This window comes from Rhodococcus sp. NPDC056960, assembly GCF_042674125.1.
Lineage (GTDB): Bacteria > Actinomycetota > Actinomycetes > Mycobacteriales > Mycobacteriaceae > Rhodococcus_F.
In genome coordinates this window covers 1-26,741 of record NZ_JBHURF010000036.1, presented here as the reverse complement: position 1 = coordinate 26,741, position 26,741 = coordinate 1, and the positions used below count along the sequence as shown (strand labels likewise).

29 protein-coding genes and 2 pseudogenes are annotated in these 26,741 nt (G+C 64.9%); 18 read left to right on the top strand and 13 right to left on the bottom strand.

Going from position 1 to position 26,741, the window contains the following annotated elements:
* The first annotated feature begins 255 nt into the window (after positions 1-255).
* Positions 256-768 carry a DoxX family protein gene (locus ACFTWF_RS38850; RefSeq protein ID WP_378466394.1) on the top strand — a complete coding sequence of 171 codons (513 nt, stop codon included), beginning with the start codon at positions 256-258 and terminating at the stop codon, positions 766-768.
* 93 nt (positions 769-861) lie between these two features.
* On the opposite strand, the gene ACFTWF_RS38845 is transcribed toward ACFTWF_RS38850, so the two are convergent.
* The gene (locus ACFTWF_RS38845) at positions 862-1,548 is read right to left on the bottom strand and encodes a nitroreductase (RefSeq protein ID WP_378466393.1); all 687 of its coding nucleotides are present in this window, start codon (positions 1,546-1,548) and stop codon (positions 862-864) included.
* Between the two features lie 85 nt (positions 1,549-1,633).
* Positions 1,634-2,146: a DUF4863 family protein gene (locus tag ACFTWF_RS38840; protein ID WP_378466392.1), complete on the bottom strand. Its 513-nt coding sequence runs from the start codon at positions 2,144-2,146 to the stop codon at positions 1,634-1,636.
* A 161-nt stretch (positions 2,147-2,307) separates the two neighbouring features.
* Between ACFTWF_RS38840 and ACFTWF_RS38835 the strand changes: the two genes are divergently transcribed.
* Positions 2,308-2,982, top strand: a complete 675-nt coding sequence (locus tag ACFTWF_RS38835) for a TetR/AcrR family transcriptional regulator (protein ID WP_378466391.1) — start codon at positions 2,308-2,310, stop codon at positions 2,980-2,982.
* Between the two features lie 108 nt (positions 2,983-3,090).
* Here ACFTWF_RS38835 and ACFTWF_RS38830 read toward each other — a convergent pair whose 3' ends face one another.
* The 4 genes from ACFTWF_RS38830 to ACFTWF_RS38815 all read right to left on the bottom strand — a co-directional run bounded on the left by ACFTWF_RS38830 (position 3,091) and on the right by ACFTWF_RS38815 (position 6,986).
* On the bottom strand, positions 3,091-3,390 hold the full coding sequence (locus tag ACFTWF_RS38830; RefSeq protein WP_378466390.1) for a hypothetical protein: 300 nt from the start codon (positions 3,388-3,390) through the stop codon (positions 3,091-3,093).
* A 117-nt stretch (positions 3,391-3,507) separates the two neighbouring features.
* On the bottom strand, positions 3,508-4,779 hold the full coding sequence (locus tag ACFTWF_RS38825) for a hypothetical protein (protein WP_378466389.1): 1,272 nt from the start codon (positions 4,777-4,779) through the stop codon (positions 3,508-3,510).
* A 45-nt stretch (positions 4,780-4,824) separates the two neighbouring features.
* The gene (locus ACFTWF_RS38820; protein ID WP_378466388.1) at positions 4,825-5,817 is read right to left on the bottom strand and encodes an NADP-dependent oxidoreductase; all 993 of its coding nucleotides are present in this window, start codon (positions 5,815-5,817) and stop codon (positions 4,825-4,827) included.
* A gap of 293 nt (positions 5,818-6,110) precedes the next feature.
* Positions 6,111-6,986: an AraC family transcriptional regulator gene (locus ACFTWF_RS38815; protein WP_378466460.1), complete on the bottom strand. Its 876-nt coding sequence runs from the start codon at positions 6,984-6,986 to the stop codon at positions 6,111-6,113.
* 290 nt (positions 6,987-7,276) lie between these two features.
* On the opposite strand from ACFTWF_RS38815, the gene ACFTWF_RS38810 reads away from it, so the two are divergent.
* From ACFTWF_RS38810 to ACFTWF_RS38770, 9 genes and pseudogenes are all read left to right on the top strand, one after another.
* Positions 7,277-9,601, top strand: a complete 2,325-nt coding sequence (locus ACFTWF_RS38810; RefSeq protein WP_378466387.1) for an ATP-binding protein — start codon at positions 7,277-7,279, stop codon at positions 9,599-9,601.
* 269 nt (positions 9,602-9,870) lie between these two features.
* Positions 9,871-10,887: a PDR/VanB family oxidoreductase gene (locus ACFTWF_RS38805; protein ID WP_378466386.1), complete on the top strand. Its 1,017-nt coding sequence runs from the start codon at positions 9,871-9,873 to the stop codon at positions 10,885-10,887.
* A 28-nt stretch (positions 10,888-10,915) separates the two neighbouring features.
* A complete protein-coding gene (locus tag ACFTWF_RS38800) occupies positions 10,916-12,211 on the top strand; it encodes a cytochrome P450 (protein WP_378466385.1) in 1,296 nt (431 codons plus the stop codon).
* A 60-nt stretch (positions 12,212-12,271) separates the two neighbouring features.
* Complete coding sequence (locus ACFTWF_RS38795) at positions 12,272-13,081, top strand: MoaF C-terminal domain-containing protein (protein WP_378466384.1); 810 nt, start codon at positions 12,272-12,274, stop codon at positions 13,079-13,081.
* A gap of 69 nt (positions 13,082-13,150) precedes the next feature.
* Positions 13,151-13,561 (top strand): cupin domain-containing protein, encoded by a 411-nt coding sequence (locus ACFTWF_RS38790; RefSeq protein ID WP_378466383.1) that lies wholly within the window; start codon positions 13,151-13,153, stop codon positions 13,559-13,561.
* A gap of 50 nt (positions 13,562-13,611) precedes the next feature.
* Complete coding sequence (locus ACFTWF_RS38785; protein ID WP_378466382.1) at positions 13,612-14,520, top strand: alpha/beta hydrolase; 909 nt, start codon at positions 13,612-13,614, stop codon at positions 14,518-14,520.
* A gap of 47 nt (positions 14,521-14,567) precedes the next feature.
* Positions 14,568-15,005 (top strand): carboxymuconolactone decarboxylase family protein, encoded by a 438-nt coding sequence (locus tag ACFTWF_RS38780; protein WP_378466381.1) that lies wholly within the window; start codon positions 14,568-14,570, stop codon positions 15,003-15,005.
* Positions 15,006-15,066: 61 nt separating this feature from the next.
* Positions 15,067-15,585 (top strand): hypothetical protein, encoded by a 519-nt coding sequence (locus tag ACFTWF_RS38775; protein WP_378466459.1) that lies wholly within the window; start codon positions 15,067-15,069, stop codon positions 15,583-15,585.
* Between the two features lie 35 nt (positions 15,586-15,620).
* Positions 15,621-16,085, top strand: a pseudogene (locus ACFTWF_RS38770) (NAD-dependent malic enzyme); the annotation flags it as partial.
* A gap of 6 nt (positions 16,086-16,091) precedes the next feature.
* Here ACFTWF_RS38770 and ACFTWF_RS38765 read toward each other — a convergent pair.
* Both ACFTWF_RS38765 and ACFTWF_RS38760 read right to left on the bottom strand, forming a co-directional pair.
* Positions 16,092-16,256, bottom strand: a pseudogene (locus ACFTWF_RS38765) (aldo/keto reductase); the annotation flags it as partial.
* A gap of 34 nt (positions 16,257-16,290) precedes the next feature.
* Positions 16,291-17,340, bottom strand: a complete 1,050-nt coding sequence (locus ACFTWF_RS38760; protein WP_378466380.1) for a zinc-binding dehydrogenase — start codon at positions 17,338-17,340, stop codon at positions 16,291-16,293.
* Positions 17,341-17,441: 101 nt separating this feature from the next.
* Here ACFTWF_RS38760 and ACFTWF_RS38755 point away from each other — a divergent pair, with 101 nt between their 5' ends.
* Positions 17,442-18,341, top strand: coding sequence for a helix-turn-helix transcriptional regulator (locus ACFTWF_RS38755; protein ID WP_378466379.1), 900 nt, complete (start codon positions 17,442-17,444; stop codon positions 18,339-18,341).
* Positions 18,342-18,355: 14 nt separating this feature from the next.
* On the opposite strand, the gene ACFTWF_RS38750 is transcribed toward ACFTWF_RS38755, so the two are convergent.
* Both ACFTWF_RS38750 and ACFTWF_RS38745 read right to left on the bottom strand, forming a co-directional pair.
* On the bottom strand, positions 18,356-18,685 hold the full coding sequence (locus ACFTWF_RS38750; RefSeq protein WP_378466378.1) for a serine recombinase: 330 nt from the start codon (positions 18,683-18,685) through the stop codon (positions 18,356-18,358).
* A gap of 557 nt (positions 18,686-19,242) precedes the next feature.
* The gene (locus ACFTWF_RS38745; RefSeq protein ID WP_378466377.1) at positions 19,243-20,142 is read right to left on the bottom strand and encodes an alpha/beta fold hydrolase; all 900 of its coding nucleotides are present in this window, start codon (positions 20,140-20,142) and stop codon (positions 19,243-19,245) included.
* Between the two features lie 248 nt (positions 20,143-20,390).
* Here ACFTWF_RS38745 and ACFTWF_RS38740 point away from each other — a divergent pair, with 248 nt between their 5' ends.
* From ACFTWF_RS38740 to ACFTWF_RS38720, 5 genes are all read left to right on the top strand, one after another.
* Positions 20,391-20,687 (top strand): DUF4193 domain-containing protein, encoded by a 297-nt coding sequence (locus tag ACFTWF_RS38740; protein ID WP_378466376.1) that lies wholly within the window; start codon positions 20,391-20,393, stop codon positions 20,685-20,687.
* A gap of 400 nt (positions 20,688-21,087) precedes the next feature.
* Positions 21,088-21,549: a hypothetical protein gene (locus ACFTWF_RS38735; protein ID WP_378466375.1), complete on the top strand. Its 462-nt coding sequence runs from the start codon at positions 21,088-21,090 to the stop codon at positions 21,547-21,549.
* Between the two features lie 177 nt (positions 21,550-21,726).
* Positions 21,727-22,053 carry a hypothetical protein gene (locus ACFTWF_RS38730; RefSeq protein WP_378466374.1) on the top strand — a complete coding sequence of 109 codons (327 nt, stop codon included), beginning with the start codon at positions 21,727-21,729 and terminating at the stop codon, positions 22,051-22,053.
* Positions 22,050-22,265 (top strand): hypothetical protein, encoded by a 216-nt coding sequence (locus ACFTWF_RS38725; RefSeq protein ID WP_378466373.1) that lies wholly within the window; start codon positions 22,050-22,052, stop codon positions 22,263-22,265. The genes ACFTWF_RS38730 and ACFTWF_RS38725 overlap by 4 nt, the downstream gene beginning before the upstream one ends.
* A gap of 129 nt (positions 22,266-22,394) precedes the next feature.
* Positions 22,395-22,880 carry a hypothetical protein gene (locus ACFTWF_RS38720; RefSeq protein ID WP_378466372.1) on the top strand — a complete coding sequence of 162 codons (486 nt, stop codon included), beginning with the start codon at positions 22,395-22,397 and terminating at the stop codon, positions 22,878-22,880.
* Between the two features lie 346 nt (positions 22,881-23,226).
* Here the strand turns inward: ACFTWF_RS38720 and ACFTWF_RS38715 are convergent, their stop codons facing one another.
* The 3 genes from ACFTWF_RS38715 to ACFTWF_RS38705 all read right to left on the bottom strand — a co-directional run bounded on the left by ACFTWF_RS38715 (position 23,227) and on the right by ACFTWF_RS38705 (position 25,657).
* Positions 23,227-23,883, bottom strand: coding sequence for a histone-like nucleoid-structuring protein Lsr2 (locus ACFTWF_RS38715; RefSeq protein ID WP_378466371.1), 657 nt, complete (start codon positions 23,881-23,883; stop codon positions 23,227-23,229).
* A 103-nt stretch (positions 23,884-23,986) separates the two neighbouring features.
* Positions 23,987-24,775: an alpha/beta fold hydrolase gene (locus ACFTWF_RS38710; RefSeq protein ID WP_378466370.1), complete on the bottom strand. Its 789-nt coding sequence runs from the start codon at positions 24,773-24,775 to the stop codon at positions 23,987-23,989.
* A gap of 57 nt (positions 24,776-24,832) precedes the next feature.
* Positions 24,833-25,657, bottom strand: a complete 825-nt coding sequence (locus ACFTWF_RS38705; RefSeq protein WP_378466369.1) for an HAD family hydrolase — start codon at positions 25,655-25,657, stop codon at positions 24,833-24,835.
* Positions 25,658-25,723: 66 nt separating this feature from the next.
* On the opposite strand from ACFTWF_RS38705, the gene ACFTWF_RS38700 reads away from it, so the two are divergent.
* Positions 25,724-26,605, top strand: a complete 882-nt coding sequence (locus ACFTWF_RS38700) for an aldo/keto reductase (protein WP_378466368.1) — start codon at positions 25,724-25,726, stop codon at positions 26,603-26,605.
* Positions 26,606-26,741 lie beyond the last annotated feature (136 nt).

Sequence of the window (26,741 nt, the reverse complement as noted above, 5' to 3'; positions counted from 1 at the left end):
CAGAAATCGTCCGGCGAAGTGCGCCGCCCCGACTCGAGCGGCGCACACACCAGTCGCCGGACCGGACGGGCTCGTAATCCGATCACGCGCCCTCGAACGCCGCGGGCGATCTACCCAACACCTTCAAAGGAGAACAATGAGCACAAACGGTTCAGTCGCCGAGGCGGCACTCGGGCAACACTGTTTCTCGCCGACAAGGGTGGCCTGCCCACCCGAAAGACACTTGACTCGAGCGATTTCCGAACGGTGACGGCAATGAGTGCATTCGATTTCGCCATGTTGCTGCTGCGTGTCGGCCTCGGTCTCACGATGGCCGCCCACGGGTACCACAAGATATTTCTCGCCGGCCGGCTTTCAGGTAATGCCACGTGGTTCGAAAGCTTGGGCATGCGTCCGGGCTACCTGCATGCACGGGTGGCCGCCGGGACCGAGATCACCGCAGGCCTCGCGTTGGCGGTGGGACTCTTCACCTCCGTCGCGGCGGCAGCGTTTGTGGCGCTGATGTTAGTGGCCGCCTGGACCGTGCACCGCACGAAGGGCTTTTATGTAATGACGTCGGGGTGGGAATACACCTTCGTCATTGCCACAACGTCCGTGTGCGTTGCCATGCTCGGCGCAGGACGGATCAGCATCGATCAGATGCTCTTCGGCGGCAACCCGGCCGCGGGGTGGGCGGGCCTCGCCCTTGCGGCCGGGCTCGGAATCCTCGCCGGCGTCACCCAACTTCTCCTATTCTATCGACCGTCGCAGATCGAGACGGTGGCGTAAGACGCTCCCGGACTATGGCTTCAGCCCCCGCGAATCCCGTGGGGGCTGAAGCCATTTTCACGGAGAACCACTCCACGTGCCGTGCGCGAATTCCTATGGGACGTCGCCGTAGAACGTCGCGAAGGAGGCGACAGCTTCGCGGGTGGTGCTGTGTTCGTCCAGCCGATGCTCGCGGTCTGCATGCCCCAGCGCAAGTCCACACACGATCAGCTGATCCTCGGGGATGTCGAGGCAGTCACGCAGAACCGGGTAGAAGTCGATGAATGCCGCCTGGGGGCAGGTGTCGAGTCCCGCGCCGCGGGCGGCGAGCATCAAGGCTTGGAGAAACAGGCCCGCGTCCACGAGGGCACCGTCGAGCGGATGCCGGCTGACCGTCAGAATGATGCCGACGGGCGCACCGAAGAAGTCGTAGTTGCGCCGATGGTGCGCCAGCCTGGCCGCAGAGTCGGATGCCGCGATGCCCAAGGCATTGCCGTACAGACCCTCACCGAATCGACGACGACGAGTGCGAAACGGCTCCGCCCATTCGTCCGGCGCGGGTTGGTAGTTGTACTCCCGCACGCTGACACGCCCTTCGGAGTCGTGGGCGGCGAGCAGCGCGGATGTCAGGCGCGTCTTCACCGAACCGGTTACGACATGAACCTGCCACGGCTGACAATTGGAATTGCTGGCAGATCGCGCTGCCAATGCGAGTAGGCGTTCGACATCGTGGCGCGGCACCGGCCTCGGAAGGAAGGCACGAACACTTCGTCTGCTCAGCAGCGCCTGCTCGACAGTCATGTCTTCATACACCCGGCGTGCCGCCCCAGGCGCTTCCGGCGCGGTGGTGGTCACATCATTCATGGAACCTGCGCCCCTTCCTCGATCAGGCGGTGACGGCGGGCGTGATGTCGTAGGAGATCCGACCGGCCGGCAGATAGAACAGGGCGATCAATGCACCCCCTCGCACCTCGGGGTAATGATGGCTACCCGGTCCGGGCGCGGTCCAGCCTGCGCCGCACCATCCGCGTGGGCCTGCCAACTCGGCACCGGGATCGAGGGGTACCACAAGGTTCAGTTCACCGTAGGGGTGCTGGTGATACTGGCCCCGGTACCGGGAGATGCTGTTCATGTAGACCGCGGTGATGCTGAAGTACTGGAGCTCCTCGCTCGGCGAGGCGATACGGCTGCGGCGATACTTCGGTCCGTCGAGCTCCACGTTCGCCGCCCACCCGTCGTTGACGCCTTCGGTGATCATTCGGGCAAGGTCGTCGTACAGCTCGGTCCCCGGGCCGTAGTTCGTGTTGAGCCACCCTTCCAACTCGCCGCCGGCGGTCCGATTCTTGACCTCGTCGAGAAACGGGACACTGCGATCGATCAGAGCCTGACTGGGATTCATGACGCACTCCTGAATGGGACTCACGCCACTTCTGTGGCTACTGCCACACTATGACGTAGTTACGTTACAGTCAAGATGTGTAACGAAACACGCGACTCGGCGACTCCGGCGGCTCACACCCGCGAACCACGCGGTACCCTGCGTTACAACTATGATGCGTAATGGAACAGCGGATGGAGAGTGCGGCCATGGCGGGCAAGAAAGTCATAACCGACCCGCACGAAAGTGCAGAAACCGATAACGCGCGTGGGGGCCGTCCACGCGATCCGAACCTGGACGACGCCATCATCGAGGCCACCCGCCGACGACTCGTCGTCGACGGGTATTCGAAAATGACATTGGGCGATATCGCATCGGATGCCGGCGTCACCCGTCCCACTCTCTATCGACGGTGGCCGGGAAAGTTCGAACTCGTCGTCGACGCCCTCGACTTCGGATTCCGCGCCCAACGTGCGGCCTATCCGAATCTGGAGCTCGGGAAGTTGCGGCCGTTCGAAGCGTTCACCGAGGCGATCCGGCGGGTCGACCCAAGCTACTTCAACCCCGACGCGATGATTCTCATGGGCAACTTCATGGGCGAGGCCCTACGAACGCCCGAGCTACTCGAGATCGTGCGGGAACATGCCGTGGAACCGCGGGTGAATTTGGTCGAAGGCGTGCTGACCGATCTACGCAGCCGGGGCGAAGTACGCGAGGATATCGATCCCCACACCGTCGCCACCTTGTGCTTCGGCAGCTACTACGCAGCCTTTCTCCGCGGCGACAATGATCGAGAAGACCTCGCCGAGAAGGTCGCCGCGACCTTGTGGCCCGGGATCGCCGTCGCACCGACCTAGCAGCGCAGGCCCGCGCGAAGACGTACGCCCCCGCCTGGTCGAGAATCCGCTCGGACAAGGGCACGTCACACGCCGGCATCGCATCGCACAGGTGGGCCGGTAGGACGGTCAGCTGCCCGACGCACCCGTGCGGCTGTGGTGCGGGTATACGCTCGCCAAGATGTGAACGTCGTCCTGGGCGCAGTCCGCTTCGGGCATGACCTGCCACAATCGCTCGACGAAGCGGCGCCCTGTCATTCCGAAGCGCACGAGGATGTCCTCCTCGGTCGCACCACCGAAAGGTGCCCACATCATGGCGAATTCGATAAGGCGCTCCGCCTCGGGGTCAGGATGGTTGCGTTTGCGGTTCGCATCGATCCACGCGGCACGACGCCTCTGACGCCACCGGCGGTATTCGCGAGAGTTCATGGAAGTTTCACACATCTGGTCGGGACGAGGGAGCTTTGGACCCGGGGACCACGTCCCAGCGAGCGAGGTACGCGCATTGCGAGTCACTCGGCACGGGTGAAGGCAAGCTGGTTCAGGTCAGCCACCGGACAGCAGTCGGATTGCAGTGACGACGATCGCGCTGGTGATCGCGATCGAGACCGTGACCCCGATAAAGGGATGGAAGTCCTTCGGTAGCCGGCTCATGATCGGCATGGCGAAGACGGGGCCCAGTAGGGCGCCGCCTGCCGCGCCCACCACGATGGATAACGCACTCCCGTCGAAGGCGATGACCGAAGCCGGTGCCACCGAAACCACCGGGATGAACGTCGGGGCCCAACCTCCACCCCGGTAGCGCCGGTGCCACATCACGACGCCGAGTGCCGACGCGAGAGCTTGGGAAAACAGAATCTGGGGCAGTAGCTCCGTGCCGAACGCCGGGAGCAGCGGGTTCAATATGAAAGCCACACATACCCCGAGGATTACACCCAAGCTGGCCCACTCGTTCGCACAGAACTGCGCCTCGGTGAAGTCGACGAGAACGCGGCGGACAGTCCAGAATGCATCCTTCACAACACCGGGTGCTCCCACGACCGTCGGTAGAGGCTGCTGATGATCCGCGTCAGGCGTGAGGGCGGCCGGGAGTTGCATCCACGGCAGATAGCGGCTGACGGTGAACGTCACCGCCGCGCTCAGTGACATCGAGGCGGTGATTGCGACTACACCTGGCAGCTCGAGCGGGCTGCTGACGAATTGAATCAACAGAATCGCTACCGGTGTGGTGGTGACGGCACCCGAGACGGCGCCGGTGACGAGCACTGCCCACCCTCGGCCGTAGACGAGAACGAGTAACGCCGGAACGGATACGAACGGAACGAAGGTGGGTTGCCATCCCTGATCCAGCATCCCTCCGAATAGGAGATTGGACAGTGTCAGGCTCAACATCGACGACCCCAGCACCCAGGGCCACAGTCCGGTGCCATACGCCGTCGGCATCCCTGCCCACCGCTTGCGAGCCCTCCACGCCAACCAGGCAATTGTTGCACCACACAGCAATCCGATCGACGTGATTCCTGATGCATAGGACTGGGGTTCCGTCATGTCCCCAAGTGCCCATGAAATGCGCGCGAGTATGTCGTTTTCGCCGGCCGAGACGAACAATTCGCTGTAGGTTTGTCCGAATTCTCCCTTCATGAGGGAAGCGGCAGCCGACAACATGATCGCAAGGGCTCCGAATATGCCGACCACGAAAGTTGCACCGAGCAGCACACCAGGAAAGGCCAATTCTGGGTGTCGCGATCGCCCCGGTTCCGGATGCCGCGACGGGTGCGTCTTCTTCTGTCTCACGGCCGATTGCACGGTCGGCTGCATGTTCGATTCTGACATGGTTCCCCTAATCCCTTGCAGCGGTCTCGATCAGGCGGGCAGATCGGCGAAACGATGGCCAGGTTCCGTCAACCGCGTGCTTGCCGTTGTTCCGTTGCTGCCCAGATCATCTGTCGCCAACTGGATCACCGGCTTACCCACTCGGTGCTTGGGATCGAAGGCCGCGACGGCGTCAGAGAGAGGCAGCACGGTGACCGCAGGTGGCCGCAGGCGGCCATCCCGGATCCGGCGTTCGATGCGCATCAGGCACGAACGGTTGGGTTCGACGACGAAGAATATCGCCCGTCCGTGCTCGGGCACAACCCGAGCGGGCTCCGCAATGGTGACGAGGACACCACCGGGACGCACCAGGTTCGCTGAGCGGTCGAGCGTTTCGCCGCCGATGACATCGAGTACCAGATCGACCTCGTCGAGATCTTCGATCCGGTGTCGATCCACATCCACGAATGAGTGGGCGCCGAGGCCGAGAACCGTGTCGCCGTGTCGTGCACGTCCGGTGCCGATGACCCGAGCGCCGGCCTCGAGCGCCAGCTGCACTGCCATCGAACCGACCGCGCCGGCGGCACCATGGATCAGTGCGGTCTGCCCGGCGGCGAGTCGCCCGTGGTCGAACAACGCCTGCCAGGCAGTGAGCCCGGAGATCGGAACAGAGGCGGCCACGGTGTGACCGATGCCGCCCGACAGCGGCGCCAGGTTGCGGGCCTCGACCGCGACGTACTCGGCGAGCGTACCGTTGCGGGCCCAGTCGGTGACTCCGAAGACGCGCTGACCGACAGTTAAACCTGTGGTGCCATAACCCAATTCCGCGACGACTCCGGAGACTTCGTGTCCGGGAATGGCCGGTGTGCGGTCGCGCCCCGCACGGTCGGTCCAGGTGCCGGGCCAGTCGAGTTCACCGGGAGTGAAGCTCGCGGCGTGCACGCGCACGATGACGTCGTTCTCTGCCGCATGAGGGTACGGAACTTCCGCCACCGACAGTCCGCTGACACCGGATTTCTGATCACGGGTGATGACCGCTTGCATGGAATCCTCGTTTCGTAGCGATCGCAGGACGGATCGTCGCAGCGACGGTTGGCCCCTGTGCTGTCGCGCTGGGATGTATGGTGATCGCCGGTTGCGTCGTGCATCGCAATGCGTCCAAGGGTGAATCGACGACGCCGTGACTCACGAGATCTAGAACCTTGACGGTTCAAGCATCCAGCATCCTTCGAGGCTAGTACGTTGGTGAGACGCCACGTGGGCCACTTGGACACTGAATTCGTGGGCCATTCACGGGAGTGGCCGAACCAGCTCTTCGACTGGCCGTGCGTGCCGGGTCAATGCAGTAGCGAAGATGGCGGCACGCCGTAGCGCTGCCGGAACGCGGCGGCGAACCGGCCGAAATGAGTGAAGCCCCACTTCAGCGCAACGTCGGCTACCGAACAGGCCGAGCCTGAGTCGAGTTCGGACCGAACGCCGGCGAGACGGATCTCGGTCAGGCATTCGCGGGGAGTCTTACCGAGGTGAAGGCGGAAGCCCTCCTGCAGGCGCCGCACACTGACCCCGGCAACGTCAGCCATCTCCGATGCGGTCCACAGACGGTCGGGCTCAGCGTGGATGGCATCGATGACACGCGTGACGATCCGGGGCCGAACGGCGTAGCGATCCTCGGTCTCGTTCGGGACGACAGCGAGCAGGAATCCATCTGTGAGTGATACCGCCAGTCCCTGTGCCACATTCGGATTGGTCAATAGTGTGTCATCGACGGGCTGATCGGCGATGCTGGTCAGCAGTCGAAACCAGCTGGCGGCGGCGGGCCTGCGCAGATCGATCTGATCGGGGATTTCCGCGTCGGCTCGGGCCGTCACCCGCCACAACTCGCGTTGGACGAAGTCCCGATCGATCTTGACGCCGAGAATCGTGCAGGCACGGGGCCAACGTGTGATATCAGCTGGCGTATCGGCGGGGTTGACCGTGGCGAAGCCCTGGGTGGACACGACGAGTCGCCCTCGGATTCGGGTCTCGAGCTCTCCGCGAAGCGGAATGTTGATCCCGATCGCGCCGGGATGCTGACTGTGAACGGCAACATCAGCACCCCAATTGATTCGGACGATGCGCAGCGGTCCGAGATGCAGAGCCGAGACCCCAGGAGCTGTAGCGGGACAAGGGGCTTCGAGAGGCGTGAGCTCGTGCGGGAAATACGCGTCGGACACTGCATGGGACAACGCATCCCAGTCACGATGTCCTGGGTGACGCTCCGGCTGCTCGCCGCTGGATTCGGTGCCGGAAAAACTCTCGCGCAATGTGGATCGCCCTCGCGGTTAACGGATCGCCACGCGACGAATCCGTGCCTATCTTCTATCACACCCGTTGCAGAACCAGAAGGAAGCGAAGGACGTGGAGAACGGTCCCTGAAGACCGTCTTCGACCGGTTTCGGCCTACAGACGTATCACCGCCAGGGTTACGATACTTTCAATACGACTGTGGCAAGGTGGAGGTGTCGTGTCAAAGGCGAGAACTCGCAGCGGCAACGTACCCTCCACCGCAACCAGCTTCATCGGTCGGCGTCAGCAGCGAAAAGAGATCCGCGACCGTCTGGCGGCGGGACGGCTGGTGAGTTTGACCGGGCCGGGAGGGGTCGGCAAGACCCGATTGGCGTTGCAAGTCGCCGACGAGATGAATCACCTATTCGCAAACGGCGTCTACTTTGTCGAATTGGCGTCCGTATCGCACGGAGGCGACGTGTCGGCCGCAGTCGTCCACGCACTGGGAATTGTGGACCAGTCGAATCGTGACACCACTTCGAAACTCATCGACTATCTTCGCGACCGCGAGATACTGCTCATCCTGGACAATTGCGAACACGTACTCCCAGGGGCCGTCGCACTGATCAGCGAAATGCTGCGACACTCGCCCTCGACGCGAGTTCTTGTCACCACGCGCACGTCGCTGTCCGTGACAGAAGAATTCCTTTATCCGGTACCTCCGCTCACCGTTCCCGTCGACGCGGCGCCGGTCAGCGTCGAATCCTTGCCGCAGTTCGAGTCGATCCGACTGCTCCAGGAACGCGCAGAGGCCGCCTGTCCCGGTTTCGTCCTCGACGAGAACAACGCTGCTGCGGCGGCGCGTTTGTGCATTCAACTCGAGGGAATTCCGCTGGCGATCGAACTCGCGGTCGCCCGAATGCGCATTCTTTCGCTCGACCAGATTCTGGAACGTCTCACGGACAGATTCGGGCTGCTCACTACCGGTAGTCGGTCGGCCGCGCCGCGTCAACAGACTCTCCGCTCGCTCGTAGATTGGAGTTTTGCACTCTGCACCGAACCGGAACGTCATCTGTGGGCGCGCCTATCCGTTTTCGCGGGCAGTTTCGACCTGACGTCGGCCGAGGGTGTGTGCGGCGACGGGTACCCCGAGGACGGCGGCCACCAGGCGACAACCACGCTTGATCTCTTGAGTTCCCTTGTCAATCAGTCCATCCTGGTCGTCGAGGGCCAGGAATCGTCGATGCGCTTTCGGATGCTGGAAACCATCCGGGCGTACGGCGCGGACATACTCGCATTGACCGGCGGCTCGGAGGAATTCCGCAGCCGCCATCGTCAGTACTTTCTCGACGTGGTCGAGAACCTGGAACGTTCCTGGTGTGGGCCCGACCAAGCAGCCTCGGCCAAATGGATGCGCGTCGAGCGGGAAAATCTCAATGCCGCGTTCGACACCGCCTCCCCGGGCGACGACTATCAGCTCGAGCTGGTCGCCGGACTGCGGTACCGCTGGTACGCCGATGGATATATCGCCGAGGGTCGCAGATGGGCGGACGAAGCACTCGACGCACCCGACGTCGACCGAGCGCCCACGCCCGCCCGGGCCACGGCGCTCTGGGTCGCAGCCAGGGTGAGCCTTCTCCAAGGCGACCACACAGCGGCTGCACAGCGCCTCGACGAGTGCGAAGCGGTGGCGTCGCGACTTCACCTCGCTGACGCGGCGGCCCACTGCCTCGGCCTCCGGGGACTCGCCGCACAGCTTCGCGGCGACCTTGCCGAGGCCGAGAGTCGGTTCGAGGTCGCACTGCGAGAGCTGGCTGCCGTCGGTGAGACCGCCGAATGGCTGATGGCGTCCTTCGAATACGCCGTCGTGCTGTCCCTCGGCGGCCGCAGCGCGGACGCGCTGGCCGTCAGCACGTCGGCGCTGACCGTGTCCCAACAGCGCAATGAACGATGGGCGCGCTCTTACCTGAAGTGGTGCCAGGGACTCGACCACTGGATTCAGGGCCACTTCACCGCAGCGAACGCGGCCGCGATCGACGCGCTACGCGATCACCGCGACTTCGATCCGTCATTGGGCACCGCCTTGATGACCGAGCTTCTCGCCTGGATAGCGGGATCGACCGGTCGGTTCGAGCGAGCGGCGCAGCTGATCGGCGGATCTCGAAGCCTTTGGCGACGCACGGGCACGGAATTGATGGCGTTCGGGCCGACACTCACCGGCTATCACTCCGCCTGTCGCGGTCAGCTGGAGCAGTCCATGACGCCCCGGGCGCTGTCGACCGCTCTACGGGCGGGAGCAAAGCGATCCCCGACGGGATTCATCGCCTACGCCTTGGCGGAACAGGTCGCCGATTCGGTTCCCGAGGACGAACCACCTGTGCTCACGAGTCGGCAGCGAGAGATCGCAGCCTTGATATCGAAAGGGATGACCAGCCCACAGATTGCAGCGGCGCTGGTCATCTCCGTGCGCACCGTCGAGAGCCACGTCGAGAACATCATGACGCGCCTCGGGTTCGTCTCGCGGAGCCAGATCGCGTCGTGGTACATCGGACAGTCCCTCTGACTACCGATCTATCCCGGTCGGACACCCGACGACTCTCGCGGTAAGACATCGCAGGTCAGGGCAGTTTCGCCACGTGCGCCGCCCGACGCAACCGGTACGGGCATCCGCAACTTCCGTACCGCCTACCGTGATCTACCCCATGTAGGTAGTCGCATAGTGAGGCAGATTGCAGAGGTCAGCCGGCACGCACACGTCCACCGCATCGCCGACGTGGCTCGAGGCAACACAGTCCACGCCGGCGCATCCGGCCGAAATTCGAAGGAGTCCCCATGGCATCGCAGTTCGAGACCGGACACCCCGGTCGACAGCCTCGCCGGGCGGACACCGAGAATCAGGCCTCCGAGGACCTCGCGATGGAGATCAAGGCCAAGACGCCGATCACGGACACCATCACGCAGCTGACTCTCGTCCGCACAGACGGTCGAGACCTCCCCGAGTGGACCCCGGGTTCACACATCGACCTCGTTCTCGGACCGGACATGGTCCGGCAGTACTCCCTGAGCGGTGAACCCGGTGACCTGCGCTCATGGCAGGTGAGCGTCCTGCACCAACCCGACGGCCGCGGCGGTTCCACGCGCATCCATCACGAATTCCGCGAAGGCGAAAGCATCGCCGTCCGTGGACCACGCAACAACTTTCACCTCGTCGCAGCATCCCGGTATCTGTTCATTGCCGGCGGAATCGGAATCACCCCACTTCTCCCGATGATCACCTCGGTCCATCGAACAGGTGCCGAATGGTCCTTGGTGTACGGAGGCCGCAGCCGCCGCAACATGGCCTACGCCGACGACCTGAAGCAGGCTCACGGCGAGCGCGTGACCTTGCTTCCGGCAGACGTCCACGGCCGCATCGATCTCGCTCGCATCCTTGCCGGGGTCACTTCCGATACCGCGGTGTACGTGTGTGGACCGGAGGGACTGCTGTGCGCCGTGGAGGCGATGGCCGCCGAGCTCGACAACGTCGGCGAGGTTCACCTGGAGAGATTCACTCCCAAGACTCCAATGGACGCGCCCGTCCTCGAACACTTCGAAGTCGAATTCGTGCGCAGCGGTATCACCGTCTCGGTCGGACCGGATCAAACAATTCTCGACGCGGCACGGGCCGTCGGCATACCCGCGCCATTCTCCTGCTCCGAGGGTACGTGCGGAACGTGTGAAACAAATATCGTGTCCGGCCTGGCCGATCACCGCGATTCAGTTCTCAGTCCCGCAGAGCAGGAAGAGAACAGCACATTGATGATCTGCATCAGTAGAGCCGCGTGTCCACAGATCAAACTCGACCTCTGACAGCCCACCGAAGAGAGGCAAGATACCCATGGATAGCGCCGCAGTAAGCAGCAGCGAACCGAGGACTGGGTGCCCAATCGCTCATACCGCCGCAGGATTCTCGTTCTTCGACCGCGAATATCAGGAGAATCCGGGAGCCTCGCTGGCGTGGGCCCGCGAGAGCCAACCAGTGTTCTACAACGACGACTCGGACTACTGGGTCGTCACGCGGCACGAAGACGTGAAATCAGTCTTCAGCCAATTCAATCAGTTCTCCGCGGCCATCACGCTGACACCGGTCACGCCCCCTTCCGAGGAGGCGGGCGCGCAGCTCGGCAAATACGACTTCGCGCCCTGTCCCGTTCTCGCAGATTCCGACCCGCCCATGCATCGGCAATACCGGCGGCTGAACGCTCCAGCTTTCATGCCCGACCGTATCGACCCGCTTGCTCCCTACATCCGGGAGACCACGAACGCGTATATCGATCGCTTCATCGAGCAGGGCCATGCCGATCTCGTCGCCGACATGCTCTGGGACATACCCTGTTTGGTCGCTCTGCAGTTCTTGGGAATTCCCGAGGAGGACGTCGACACCGTACGCAAACTGGCCACGTCCATGACCGAATTCGTCTGGGGACGGCCCACTCCCGAGGAGCAGGTGCGTGCCGCCGACGGCTTGGGCAAGTTCTGGGAGATGGGTGACCGCGTCATCGGGAAACTCAAGGAACTCGACGATCCGCCGGGGTGGCTGGGCCATGCGATCAAGATGCAGCGCGAACACCCGGACGTCATCTCGGACACATGGCTGCAGACGAACGTCATGGGTGGCGCGATGGCCGCCCACGAAACTACGACGAATGCCACCGCGAACGCGGTCGTGACTCTGTTGAGGAACCGCGACCAGTGGGATCGACTGTGTGCCCAGCCGTCTCTGATCCCCGCGGCGGTCGAGGAGTGCCTGCGGCTGAATCCCTCGGTGGCCGCCTGGCGCCGAGTCGCGAAGCAAGACGTGCAGGTCGGCGACGTGACGATTCCCGCCGGAGGAAAGATCCTCATGGTGATCGCGTCGGCGAACCAGGACGACACGGTGTTCGATGATCCCGAGCGGTTCGACATCGACCGAGACGCCAAAGCGCACATCGCATTCGGATCGGGCACGCACATGTGCCTGGGCAACCATCTCGCCCGGCTCGAGATGGTCATCTATCTGGAGGAGCTGACGCGACGCCTGCCTCACATGACTCTCGACCAGCAGGATTTCCACTACGTTCCGAACACCTCGTTCCGAGGTCCGGAGTCGCTGCATGTCAGCTGGGATGTCGAGAAGAACCCAGTCCTCACCTGAACGCGGCACGCGCCCAGCGCTCTCGAGGTCTATCTCACGTTATGAACGGGGAACACACGCATGACCACCTATTCCGTCGATTTCTCCGACACCAGGACCTGGCCGCCGCTGAACAGACTCGAGCCAGGATTCGACGGCAACAAAGCCGTCACATCGAACAGTGTGGCCGGCCGCGAGATCGTGTTCACGAACTCCCACGGTAGCCGGGTGTCGCATCGCTTCGACACGACCACCGTCGAATGGAGTTACGAACCCGGAGCCGGCGACCCGCACCCAGTGGTTTCGGGCAAGGACGATTACGAGGCCTTCGACGTCGCGGAAGGACTGGTGTACACACAATTCCATCATCGTGTGGACGTGCCGAATGCAGCGGTCAGCCTCGTCCTCGACTTCGAGCACGGGCGCAGCCTGGCCATCGTGAGCACGATCGGAGAGCCGACCGAAGGTCGGACCCGGGTGCAGCACAACTTCCTGCAGGGATGCATCGAGGGACTCGAGACGCGCGGACCGGAGCCGGCACCCACGACCGCCCTCCTGGGTCGACGGGTGCTGTGGACCTACAGCGGCGAACACAGCTACGAGCACATCTACCTCGGACCCTACTCGTACACGTGGCACTGCTTGGCCGGGCCCGCGGCCGGCCTCGCGGACACCGACGAGTGCACAACCTACCAATTGCGCCCCGGGATCTACGCTTTCGCCTCGCGGAACAAGGCGACGCCCTGCGCAGCGGTCACCATTGCCGATCATCGCGACATCACGTCCCTGCGCTCGTACGTGGCCTTCTTCGGACTGGACGAGACGGGCGAATTGCCAACGCACTTCACGTTCGGCGCGGAAGGCGAGCAACTCGGTCACACACCACACTGATCTACCAACCCACGAGGACGGGCCGCATCCCGCGGCCGTGCCAACGCTACCTTCTGAAAGGACACACCCATGCTGGCTAAAGGAAACGTCGAGGTCACCGATCTCCTCTGCGCTACTCCACCCGCTATCCCCGAGGGTTCGCACGCGATGACGCAACTCGTCGAACTCCCACCGGCCGACCCCGGACTCGCGCCACATCGCCACTCCGGACCGGTGTTCGGTTACGTGCTGGAGGGCAAGATCTTCTTCGAGCTGGAAGGTGAAGAACCCCGGGAAATCGCTGCGGGCGAGGCATTCTGGGAGCCGGGAGGCGACGTCGTGCACTACCAGGTTTCAAACCCGGATTCGAGCAACTGGAGCCGGTTTGTCGCAGTGTGCATCTGCGCTCCCGGTGTGGACATGATCACCATGCTCGAACCGGAAGAGATCGTGGCCCGCGATCACCTGCGCCACCCCAGCGCGCGCCGGCACCAGGGCTGACCGCCGCCGCGACTACGTCGTGCGATCGAATCGAAACGAAATGAGGATTCATGTCAATACTGTCGCGACGGCCGGTGGCAGACATCGTTGCCCGCAGGTTCGCCGCCAAGATCAACTCTGCGATCCACCCCGACCGCGAACCTCGGTTCCCTGAAATTTCCATCCGCATCACCGACATCAGCATCGAAACGCGTCACGGTCCGGTCGCCGCGACCATCTATCCCCCACAGTCGCCTTCAGGAACCCCTGGGGTTTATGTGAACGCTCACGGCGGCGGCTTCGTCGTCGGGCACCGAGAACAGGACGACGCCTGGTGCCGCTTCCTTGCCGCCCATGCCAATGTCTATGTCCTCAATACGGACTACGCGTTGGCCCCGCACAAGCGATTTCCGACGCCCGTCGAACAGTTCTACGACGTAGTTCAGTGGGCATCCGCACCGGAGCGTGATTGGGACGGCACGCGGTTGTGCGTCGGCGGCCAGAGCGCGGGAGGCAATCTGTCAGCAGCCGTGTCCCGGATGGCGCTGGAAAACGGCGGCCCCGCCATCTCGTTGCAGATTCTGCATTACCCGCCGCTCGACATCGTGACGCCACCCTCCCGCAAGCCGTCACCGCTGGGCTCGAAGGCCGTCCTGCAGCCTTGGCTGTGTGAGGTCTTCGACACCGCCTACACTCCCGATCGCGCACAGCGTAGCCACCGGTTCGTCTCACCGGCCTGGGGAGACAATTCCACCGGAATCGCGGGTATCGCACCGGCATTGGTCATCACCGCGGAGTTCGACCGACTGCGCAACGAAGCCAAGCGATATGCGGACCAGCTCGCGGCGGTCGGCGCGCTCGCCGAATACGTCGAGGTGCGAGGTGTCGACCACGGCTACGACATCATGACCGACGCGACCGAGACGACACGGCGGATGTACGAGGCCATAGCAGCACACGTCAACCGGGCGATCGACTGAAACAGTCTGGCCCGAAACCGTCCGACAACCAACCCAAGAGGAACATTGTGAGCAGCGTAAATATCGGCAAGCAGCACCCGCCCGTCTACAAGGGTCTGGTGACGCTGGACGCCGAAGTGAAATCCGCTCTGGACGCGGCGGGTGTAGATCCGCTCCTGGTGGAGTTGGTGAAGATCCGCGTCTCCCAGCTGAACGGCTGCGCGTTCTGCCTTCGCATGCACACCCGCGATGCTCTGGCCAAGGGAGAGAAGGCGGATCGACTCGCAGTCGTCGCGGCGTGGTGGGAGGCGCAGTACTTCAGTGACCAGGAGCGCGCTGCGTTCGCTCTCGCCGAACAGGTCACCGGTCTCGCCGTTCCGGAACGGCGCACCTGGGATGACGGCTCACTCACGGACGATCAAGTGTCCGCGATCAGCTGGCTTGCGATCGTGATGAATGCCTGGAACCGGGTTGCCATCACCAGCCACTACCCAGTGGCGCCGTAGTGTGCTCGGCCCTCGGCACTCTCGTCGAGGGCCGAGAACAGAAGAAGATCCGAGAGTGACGATGTTCGGTATCGCCGTCGCGAACGCAGCGATGTTCGTCGGAGCGGTCGGGGCCGTCGTGCCGATGTGGCGGTCGCACGGAACGGGTTGCCGGGTGCGGATCGCGCACGGCGCGATGGCGGTGTTCATGGTCGCGATGATGATCCCCGGCGTGCCAGCGGGGATTCACCTCCTCGAGGGTGCCGTCCTCATTGCCCTCGCCGTGTTCGTCACCGGTGAGAGCATGCACCGTCGGACCGCCGTTCCCTGCGCGGTGGATCTCACCGCCATGGGAGTTCTACTGCTCCTGACGCCGGCACCCGCGCCCGCCTCGGCGGCGGTGCCGGTGCCGTCGGGCCACCACCACGGTGGCGCAGGAATCTCGACGGGCTGGGTCCCACTGCTCATGCTCGTGTGCTGGGCACTGTTGACGCTGCATCTCTATCGCTCCACCCCGCGCCGCGAACGGCGGTCCGGCGTCAGGACCGCGGCGGGGGGATCCGTTCTGATGATCCTGGGCATGGCGCCGATGGTCGCCTGAAACATCAAACCGAGAAGACAGAGAAGAGAGGTTCCGTGGCCATAGTGTCCGCCCCCACCACACCCCAGCAGGTCGCGCTGACCGACGACGTCATCTTCGCGGGACATCTCGGGGGCAAGCTGTCCGTCGAGTTGACCACCCCACTGGACAGCCAGCGTGATCTGTCGATCGCCTACACCCCCGGTGTCGCGCAGGTCTCCCGCGCCATCGCGGCCGACGAGACCCTCGCCGACCGGTACACCTGGACCAACCGCCTCGTGGTCGTCGTCTCGGACGGGTCCGCGGTCCTCGGCCTCGGTGACATCGGCCCCCGCGCCTCCCTTCCCGTGATGGAGGGCAAGTCCGCGCTGTTCAAGAACTTCGCCGGCCTGAACTCCATCCCCCTGGTCCTGGACACCAAGGACCCGGACGAGATCGTCGAGACCCTGATCCGGCTGCGCCCCAGCTTCGGCGCGGTCAATTTGGAGGACATCTCCGCACCCCGCTGCTTCGAGATGGAGTGCTCCTCAGAGTTCGGGGATGTCGATCCCGAACTTCTCTCGGGTGACGTCGTCGGGTCCGGGGCCGCCGCGCACACCGGTGTCGAGGGCGTCGATGGCCGCGAGTTCGCCTGCGGTGAAATCGAAATCGAAGACGTTGTAGTTTTCGGTGATCCGCGACGGGGAGCAGGAGCCGCGGGTGGGGCGCCGCGGACGGCGGCGACGCTCACGGCCGGACCGCTACCTTCAGCGCGTCGCGGGCATCCATGGCGGCGTAGGCCTGCGGGGTGTCGTCGAGACCGGTGGTGCGGTCGAAAACCCGACCCGGCTGCACGGTTCCGTCCAGTACCGCCGGCAGCAACTGCTCGATGTAGGCGCGGACCGGGGCGGGTCCGCCCGTCAGCGTGATGTTGGGGCCGAAAAGCGTGCCGAACCCGACCGGAGCGTCCTCGTACTGAGGTACGCCGACGCGGCTGATCACCCCGCCGGGGCGGATCACGCCGACGGCCTGGTCGTAGGCGGGCCGGTGCCCGACCGCCTCGAGCACGATCTCACTGCCCAGCCCACCGGTGAGCTCGCGGACCTCGGCGATGCCCTCCGCACCGCGCTCGGCGACCACCTCGGTGGCACCGAACTCGATCCCCAGATCGGTCCGCGCCTCGTGCCGTCCCATCAGCACGATCTGCTCGGCGCCGAGCTGCCGGGCCGAGAGCACCGCCAGCAGTCCGACGGCGCCGTCACCGATCACCGTCACCACGCTGCCGTCGCGGACGCCGCCACGGACCGCCGCGTGCCAGCCGGTGCCGTACACATCCGACAACGTCAGCAGCGAGGCGAGCAGCGCCTCATCGGACTGCTCGTCCACCGGCACCGCGACCAGGGTGCCGTCGGCCAGCGGGACTCGAACCGCCTCGGCCTGACCGCCCGCCGTCCCCAGTGCGGTGTCGTTCCAGAACCCGCCGCGCACGCAGGACGTCTGCAACCCGGCGCGGCAGAACACGCAGATACCACAGGAGACCGCGAACGGTGCGATCACAAAATCACCCGGTCGCACGGTCGCCACCTGGTCGCCGACCTCCTCGACGACCCCGATGAACTCGTGCCCCATCGACGTACCACCCGGATCGGCCGGCATCGAATGGTAGGGGTGCAGGTCGCTGCCGCACACGCAGCTCCGGACCACCCGCACGAGTGCATCGGTGGGCTGCTGCAGGGTCGCGTCGGCGACGTCGATGACGCGGACATCACCCGCGCCGTACATATACGTAGCTTTCATGCCCACCAGTGGACCCCGATCCGCCGCACGCAGGGAGTGACGGATCTTCCGGGTAATGCCAGTACCTCCCTCCCGGGCCGGCAGCTGCCTACGGTGGACCCATGGGCACGATCGACCTGCGTACCGAGATCCGCGAGTTCCTCAGCTCGCGCCGGGCACGCATCACCCCCGAACAGAGCGGCCTGCCCGTGTACGGCGGGAACCGCCGCGTCAAAGGGCTGCGCCGCGAAGAGGTCGCCCTCCTCGCCGGTGTCTCGGTGGACTATTACGTGCGGATGGAACGCGGGAACCTCTCCGGCGCATCCGAGAGTGTCCTCGACTCCCTCGCCGGTGCCCTGCAACTCGACGACGCCGAACGCGATCACCTGTTCGCCCTGGCCCGGCAATCACAGGCGGGCACTGCCCGGCGCCCCCGTCGGACCCCACCGACCACCGTCCGACCGGTACTACAGCAAGTTCTCGACGCCATCACCGAAGCACCCGCGTGGATCCGCAACGGACGCCACGACATCATCGCCATGAATCAACTCGCCCGCGCCCTGTACTCCCCCGTCCTCGCCGACCCCCGCCGACCCGTCAACACGACCCGGTTCGTCTACCTCGACCCTCACGCCGCCGAATTCTTCGTCGACTACGACCAGATCGCCAGGGACGCCGCCGCCATGCTGCGCCTCGAAGCCGGCCGCAACCCCCACGACAAAGCACTCATCGCACTGGTCGGGGAGCTCTCCACCCAGAGCGAACTGTTCCGCAAGCGATGGGCCTCCCAGGACGTCCGCTTCCACCGCAGCGGCCGCAAACGCCTGCGCCACCCCGCCGTCGGCCAACTCGACCTCGACTTCGAGGCCATGGAACTGCCCTCCGAACCCGGACTGCACCTGAACATCTACACCGCCCCGGCAGACACACCCACCGCCGACGCCCTCAAACTCCTCGCCACCTGGGCAGCCAGCCAAGAACAACTCGACACCGAACACACGTCATTCAGCCATTCACCCTGACCCGGCGCCGCGGCTCATCGCGCTGTGGCTGCGGTGTCCCTCGAATCCTCGTTCAGACGAAGTGATTTACGGGATTCAGCGAAACGTCGACCGGCCACCGTCAGCATCGGTCGGGGAATTCCGAGTCCCATCACCGGCACACCGGTCAGATACCCCTCGCGGTAGAGATAATTGGACGCGTCGGCGACCTCGTCTCGGGTGAGAGGTGAGGGCACCCACCCGACCGTGTCGCCGATGGCGTCCGGGTCCAGGATCGGGCTGCGGTATCCCTCGGCCGCCTTCGCCACCAGCCAGCCCAGAACAGCGTCACGAACCGCCCACTGACGATCGGTTGCTGCACTCACATTTCAGTCCTCCGGTAGATGCCGTTGATCGTTGACATGCACCATAGCCACCGGGACGGAATATGCAAGTCTCATGAGATTTCCTGCATGTCTTGATATTTCGGGCTGCAGAACACTTCCGTGCAATGCGCGCCGAACTGGACTTTTTTCCTTTGTTGGGTATGGTCGGGGTCGGTTAGCGGTTGCCGATCGGAAAGGACCGACAATGGCCGACAAATCCGTCGTCAAGAGTTCCAAGCAGTCTGCACGGGCGCTCAAGGAGCGTCGCGCCGAAAAGCGCGCGAAAGCAGAGGACTCGACTTCAATTGTCCGAAAGCGTAAGAGCTGAGCACCTGTTGACAGGTGACACAGGAAGATTCGTCATGTGGATATCCGGAACGTGAGCTGCGACCGAGAATCGTTCGCAAGGCACCACTTCCACCGCTCGCGAGCCGTGAAAGGGCGTTGCATGGGTTGACACCAAGGCACGGCCCTGCCCCGCGCCCGCCGTCCAGGTGGGCGCGGGGCAGGGGTGCCGACCAGCCCACGCCCGACCGGGTTCGCGGGCCGTGGTGGCCTCAGCGACGCGTTGCCACAACCTCGTCGTCGAGGAACCCCTTCAAACCGCCGCTGAAGACATCGTTGTCGTCGCCGGCCACCATGTGACCCGCTCCGGCGACGTCGATCAAGGTGGCGGTCGGGATCAATTCGAGCAGCTCTTTGGCGCCCTCTTCGCTGACCACGTGGGATTGCTTGCCACGAACGAGCATCGTGGGAACGGTGATCGCGGTTGCGGCATCCCGGGCGCGTTCGTATTGCACGATCGAGTCGGATTGGCGAGTGGGTTCGTCGCCCTGGCGAAGGAACTCCGGATCCCAATGCCAGTACCAGCGACCGTCACGCAGGCGCAGGTTCTTCCGTAACCCCTGCGGGTTGGGCTTGCGGACACGGTTCGGGGTGTAGGCCGCGATCGCTGCCGCAGCATCGTCGAGGCTCTCGAAACCGTCGAGGCCACTGCGCATGAATGCCATGATTTCCGCGGTGCCACCGGTCTCGACCTTCGGTGCGATATCGACCAAGACCAGACCACGAGCGAGTTCAGGATTCTCGCCTTGCCCGATCAACGACGTCATACCGCCCATCGAGGCACCGACCAGTACCGGCTTCTCGCCCAGTTCGCCGATGACCGCTGTCACATCGGCGACCAGCGCATCGATCCCGTAGTCCCCGTCCGGCGCCCACTGGCTGTCCCCATGGCCACGTGCATCCAGCGCGATGGCGGACCAGCCGTCCGCCGCGAGAGTGCGTCCGGTGTTTCGCCAGGAATGCCGCGTCTGCCCGCCGCCGTGCAGCAGCAGGACCACGCCCTTTCTGTCGATGCTTGCTCCGCTCACACCCTGCGTCGGTGGATCCCACCGGTCGCCGGCAAGCGTGACACCGTCGCCGCGGAATTCGGACTCTGTGACTATCGGATCCATCAGATACCTCACCAACACAACGAGTTGAATATTTTCCACCATGGTGCACCACAGGGTGAACAATGATTCACCCCGCACCTGTCGAGGCGCATCCACTCAGACGCCGGACCCTGGCCGGACACGAGGCCTTCTGGCAAAGGAAGCAGCGGCCACGCAATCGAGACCCGGGCGTGTGTCACACCAGCCCGCCCTCTAGTCTGGCGGGCCGAACACGCAGGCATTCACGTAGAGCATGAGGTACAGCAGACATGGCCACCGACTACGACGCACCCCGAGTCACCGAATCCGACGAGTCGACGGACATGTCCCTCGAGCAACTGACGGCCAGCAGGAAGGAATCCCAGTCACCCGCAGTCGACCTCGACGACACCGACCCCGCCGAGTCCTTCGACCTGCCCGGCGCCGACCTGTCCGGTGAAGAATTCACCGTCCGCGTGATCCCGAAACAGACCGACGAATTCACCTGCACCAGTTGCTTCCTGGTCCACCACCGCACCCGCCTCGCCCAGCCCGATCTACTGATCTGCCGGGACTGCGCTCTCTGAGAACAGCGGGCCACAGACGGCCTTCACGCGCAACAACCGGTCGGTACTCGAGAAAATTCTGTGATGGCGTGGCTCACACTGCCTGGACTTCCAGGCTCCGGCTCCCGAAAATCGGAATTGCGCCGCTCGTCACTACGTGAGGTTGTCCGTGTAGCGCCCCCGCCAGCTGATACCCATCGTTGGCGGGGGCTGCGCTTGGCTGCGCGCCAGGGCAACCTGCGTCTCCACAGACACCACCACCCCGGCACCGACAGACACTGATATCGGCATCCGGCAGATCTCGGGGGACGCCGGGGGAACCGAAACAGGCACCCCACCCGGTCGAATGGTCGGTCCCGAATGCGTGGGTATACGGGACCATCGTGGGGTCCGATCCTTTCGTCACCCATCAGAGGCACCCATGCGTGAAGACCTTGCCCCGCCGCCCACGACGCTGTCGATCAAGTCTGCCGAGCCGCCCGCACCATCGAGCCTTCCCTGCCGGGCCCGCACCTCGCGTAACCGAATCGGCAAAGAAGCCCGCCGCCGTCGCAGCCATGCGGACACTCCGCCACGGTCTCCTGAAATCGACTGGGTGCGGCGTGCCCTCCATGTCTGCGATTTTCTCTCCAGCGTGCAGTCATTGAGCCCCTCCGAGCGAGGTCTGATCGCCTTCGCGATCGAATGGGCTCCCTACGGTGGCGCCGACCCCGAAGAGCTGTTCATCAAATTCGGCGTACACCGGGCGAGGTTCCTGCGCTTGCTCCAAGCCGCGATGACCCCCAGACCATCAGACCTCGAACGACTACACGCCCTCAAGACAGCCCTCCGCCACGACCTCCTCCACGCATGGCGACACTCACCGGACTCCGGCGGGAAATGACGCGATCCCGAAACACACCTGATGTCGCGTGCGTCGCCGGCAGCACAATTTCGTTCCAGAAATCATTAGCACTCCAATATCGAGAGTGCTAAATTCTTCGTAGTCGACGCCAATCGGAACCGCGAGAATGCCTCGCACCGAAGTGCGCTCGCCGACCCGACACCTTGGAGGAGGATCATGACCGCCGCAGCCCCGTGCGAACCACATGCCACCGGCGACAATCACCCCTCCACGCCCCCACGTCAGCGTCCGGGTCGAAGTAACTCGCGGCTACCCACTGTGTCGATCGGATTAGGGGCGTTGTCGATCGCGTCGTTCTGGGTATTCGGGCTCGGATTCGCGCTCGGCCTGTGCGCGGTGGTGTGCGGCGCCTTCGCCACGACGCGGACCGCCGTCGCCGACGACGAAGCGGCCTCACTACGGGCGTTGCTGGGCATCGTCGCCGGAGTCGCGGGGATCATGGTGTCGGCGATCGCGCTCTTCCCCATACTCGAGTACCTGTGAACCGAGCACCCACCCCCGATGCCGGCTGCGACGGCAACACACCGGATGAGCCGGCACTCCTCGAGGGCCGGGAAGCGGGCATCGCCGTACCCATCGGCCTGGCGCTGCTGACTGCCTTGGTGTGGGCCGCCGTCCTCTGCTCTTCTCCGCTTGCCCTGTTGATGCTTGTCGCGGTCGCCGGCGTCGCCGGCCTGACCGCCGCCGCCCTCTGAGGACTCCGCCGGGCGAGATCGGCGCCTGACGGACAACACTGCACACGAGAACCACTGAATACCGTTTGCGGGGATGGACTCTCAGGAAACTCACAGCCACCACCGGCCTGGAGAGTGCGACTATGAAGCATGCGCCGCCATCGTTGGCCGGCCCTCGCGCCGCCCACCACCGGAGGAATCGCCGTGCACCCGGCGCAGCCGATCGTGGCCGAGAAGGACCTCACGCTCGAACTGTCCGCGGTCACCGCATTCTCATCCGGGGTACTACTGCAGTTCACGCTGTGCATCACCGGAGTCCGCGCCGACTTCGCCCGCCACGAAACCCGACCCCTCACCGACCCGCGCGACCCGTCGGCGCAGTGGTCCTATCTGGCCGTGCGGATCCTCGCCGACAACCTCGACGGCACCGCCGACCCGCACCACCTGGTCGAAGACCACACGGATTCGGGGCCGTACCGAACCACGCCGCAGTACTGGATCGACTCCTACCCGCGCACCGGATCTCTGACGGCCACCACCAGCTGGCCCCAGGTCGGCCTGCATCCGACCTCATTCACCCTCACCCTCGGCCCCAGCCCCTTCCCCACCACCGCCGAATCCGATACTCACAGGTGACGGCGGCCCTCGGGCTTTGTCGGCGTCGCGTCAGCGATCGGTCGGCGTGTCGGGTCGGCGGTCGTCGGCGTACATGGCTTCTATCCTCGCCTTGATCTCGGCAGTGCTCATTACGCCGGGCCGACGCACCGTGCGAGGCGTGGACGCAGGGACCGTCGGGGTCGAGGGTGTCGCCATGGGAATTCTGCCTTCGTCATCTGGAGGTGGCGCCGCCGCGGGCGGCCGCGTAGATGTTGGAGCAACCACGCATACATGTGATCTGATTCACACGCAATTGCGTTACGCTCTCCTCGGTTCTCGCTCGACGGGCCACCTCCCGGTCCTTCTCGGAGCAATCGCCCGGACTTCAACCCTCGGCGTGAGTAGCGGTGGTGTAGGCGTCCCAGACCTCGGCGCGGAGTCGTCCGTGATCTGAGACGGCCATGCCGTGATCGCGAGCCCAGTCGCGGACTTCGGCACTGGTCGGGGTGGGGATGGCGGCAGAGTAAGCCTCCCAGACCTCGGCGGGTAGGCGTCCACGCTCGGAGACGGAAAGTCCGTGGCCACGCGCCCAGCCGCGGACCTCGGCGGTGGTCGGGGTCGGGGCATCGGGGCTGCCGATGTCTGCGTCGTCCCGCGCTGCCGTCGTGTCGGCGGCCGTATCCGAGTCTTCGTCGATGCCCCCCTCGTCGGCGCCGACGTCTTCGGCCACCTCCGTGGTGTCCCCGTCGGGGGCGGTCCTGCCGGCCTCGTCGCCGCCGTCGCTGACCGGGCTGCCGTTGCCGGCGGCGCTGAGGACGGTCGTGGCAGCCGTCCTCACGGCGTCGACGAGCTGATCGCGCAGCGATTCGCTGAGCGCCGCGAACTCGGGGGATGACTGGAGCAGCTTCGCGACGTGATCGACCATGTCCGTCGGACGGTCGTCGCTCTCTGCGGCAGGCATCGCCGTCTGGTCCGTGAGTCGAGCGTGACCCAGCCAGTAGCCGACGATCACCGCGATCGCGATCTGAAGTGTGGTTCTCATCGTCGAACTCCCACGGACAGCGTGACGTGCAGATACCCGGACCGACTACCCCGGACCGCGCACACTCAATCGACTGGAAAAGGCAACCGGACGCGACAACCGGCTACTGATCGACCCGATCCAGCCAGTCGCCCAACAACCCGGCGAGTGATTCGGGCCGCTCGTGCATCAGCGCATGGCCTGCGTCCTCGATGACCGCCAGGGTCGCGTGCGGATACTGCTCGACCAATTCGCCCGCGTCCGCGTACCCGACAACCGAATCGCAGCGGCCCGCCACGATCAGCGTCGGCCCCGGGAACGCGCTCGACCCGACGTCGACCGGCCACCCGGCGAAGATCCGCCCGAGCGCGTCCTCGTCGACGAGCGCCATCCCCGGCACCACGTGGTCGCGGTAGCGGCGCGCAGTGGCCGGCGTTCGCACCACGAAGTACTCGTCGAACCCGGCCCGCTGCTCGCGGTCGAGCTCCTCGTAGGCAGCGGCGTCCTGGCGAACCACGCTGTGGTCGGGCATGTTTCGGGACCGCTCGGCGACCGGACACATCAACACCAGACCGAGCACCGCCTCCGGACGCTGCGCGGCCACGCCACGTGCCAGGTAGGCGCCGTAGGAATGCCCCACCAACATGACCGGGCCCGCGCCGAGCCCATCGATGAAGTCACCGAGCAGCGCCACCACATCGTCGTTGCAGCTCAGACCGTCGGTTGTCGAGCGTCCCATCCCCGGCAGGTCCGGGTAGATCCGCCGGTAGCCCGCGCGGGGAAGGACGGCCTCGATCGCCGCCTCGATCTCACGATGATCCACGCCGGCGCCGTGCAGGGCCACCAGCGGCACACCGACCCCGTGCTCGACGTAATGCACCACGGCATCGTCGATCCGGCACTGCCTGTCCACACCCTCATGATCCACGGTCCGAGTGCTCGGGATCTCGCGGTCGACGGCGGCGACGATTCACGACTGCGCAGCGCTCACCAACCCTTCCAGGTAGCCGGCGACTCCGTCTTCGTCGTTGCTCGGCAAGACCCGATCGGCGAGGGCGAGGACTTCCGGCAGCGCGTTGGACGGGCACAGTGCGGTGCCCGCCCACGTCAGCATCGGGACGTCGTTGATGGCATCCCCGGCGACGGCGACTTCTGCCGTCGAGATGCCGTCGACCGCGCACAGTTCCGCGAGGGCGCTCGCCTTGGACACGCCGGACGCCGCCATCTCGACGTACGGCGCACCGGAATGCGTCAGTTCCACACCGTCGACGCCGGCGGCCACCGCCGCCCGGTACAAGTCGGCGCTGGGCACCTCGGGGTGCCGGGCGACGATCTTCACCATCGGCTCGTCGATGTCGGGCAGAAGTTCCGACAGTGCCATTTCGTGGGGGTGCCGGTGGTGGTCGGCGAAGACGCACAGCGCGGCGTACGCGGGTTCGGCGACGAAACGGGTGGGGCCGATGTTCGCGAACACGACACCCGGCATCAGTGTCCGCACCCGGTCCATCGCCGCAGCGGCCGACGTCATCGCGATGGTCGTCGTCGCCGTGATCACGGGCGTGCCGTCCGCCAGGTCGAGGACGACCGCGCCGTTCGCGCAGATCGCCTTGCCGCGGAACCCGCACGACTGCGCCAGCTCGTGCACGGAGTGCCGGGCGCGGGCCGTGGCCCACACCACCTCGATCCCCGACTGCCGCGCGTCTTCCATCGCCTGTGCGGTACGCGCGGAGACCGTGCGGTCCGACCGCAGCAGGGTGCCGTCGAGGTCCGTCGCCAGAAGCCGAATTCGAGTCACCTTCGCATGATGCCAGGCGATGCATGTGCCCCTCACGGCCCCGCCGCAGTCGATAGCCTGGACAGCATGAGTCCTCGAGTACCCAGCATCGTGCTGAATTCCGGAACCATCCTCCCGCAGCTCGGCTTGGGGGTCTGGCAGGCGGACAACGACGAGACCGAACACGCCGTCGGATTCGCCCTGGACGAGGCGGGCTACCGGCACATCGACACCGCTTCCGCCTACGGCAACGAGGAAGGCGTGGGCCGCGGCATCGCGAACTCGGGCATCGCCCGCGAAGACATCTTTCTCACCACCAAGTTGTGGAACGCGGACCAGGGCTACGAGCCGGCGTTGAAAGCGTTCGACGCGAGCCTCGGACGTCTCGGTGTCGATTACGTCGACCTGTACCTGATCCATTGGCCGTTGCAGGACGACGACCGCATCCTCCGCACATGGGATGCGCTGGAGAAGATCGCCGAGTCGGGCCGCGCCAAGGCGATCGGTGTGTGCAATTTCGAACCGCGTCACCTGCAGTTGCTGATCGACCGCGGCGGAGTCGTTCCGGCGGTCGATCAGGTGGAGTTGCATCCGCATCTGGCTCAGCAGCAGGTCCGCGAGTTCGCCGTCGATCACGGTATCGCCGTCGAATCGTGGAGCCCGCTCGGCGGCACCAGCAATTCGGGCTGGGGCGACGACTCGAAGCCGAACACCCTGCTCACCGATCCGATCATCACGCGCATCGGCGATCGGCACAGCAAGTCCCCGGCGCAGGTGCTGATCCGCTGGCATCTGCAGAGCGGGTTGATCGTCATCCCCAAGTCGGTCCACGAATCCCGGATCCGCGAGAACATCGACGTGTTCGATTTCGAACTCAGCGAGCAGGATCTCAGCGAGATCGAGACGATGGACGACGGTGCCCGCGTCGGAGCCCACCCGGACGAGTTGAACATCGACGCACCGGAGTAGGCGGCTCCGCCGCCCGTGCGCCTTTTTGGTTGCTCCCACTAGGCGGGTTCAACCGGTCGTTGCAACATCCCTGATGATGAGGGGTGTTTGAGATGGTGATGATCGGTCGGCCGCCGGCTTCGGAGCAGGCGCGGCT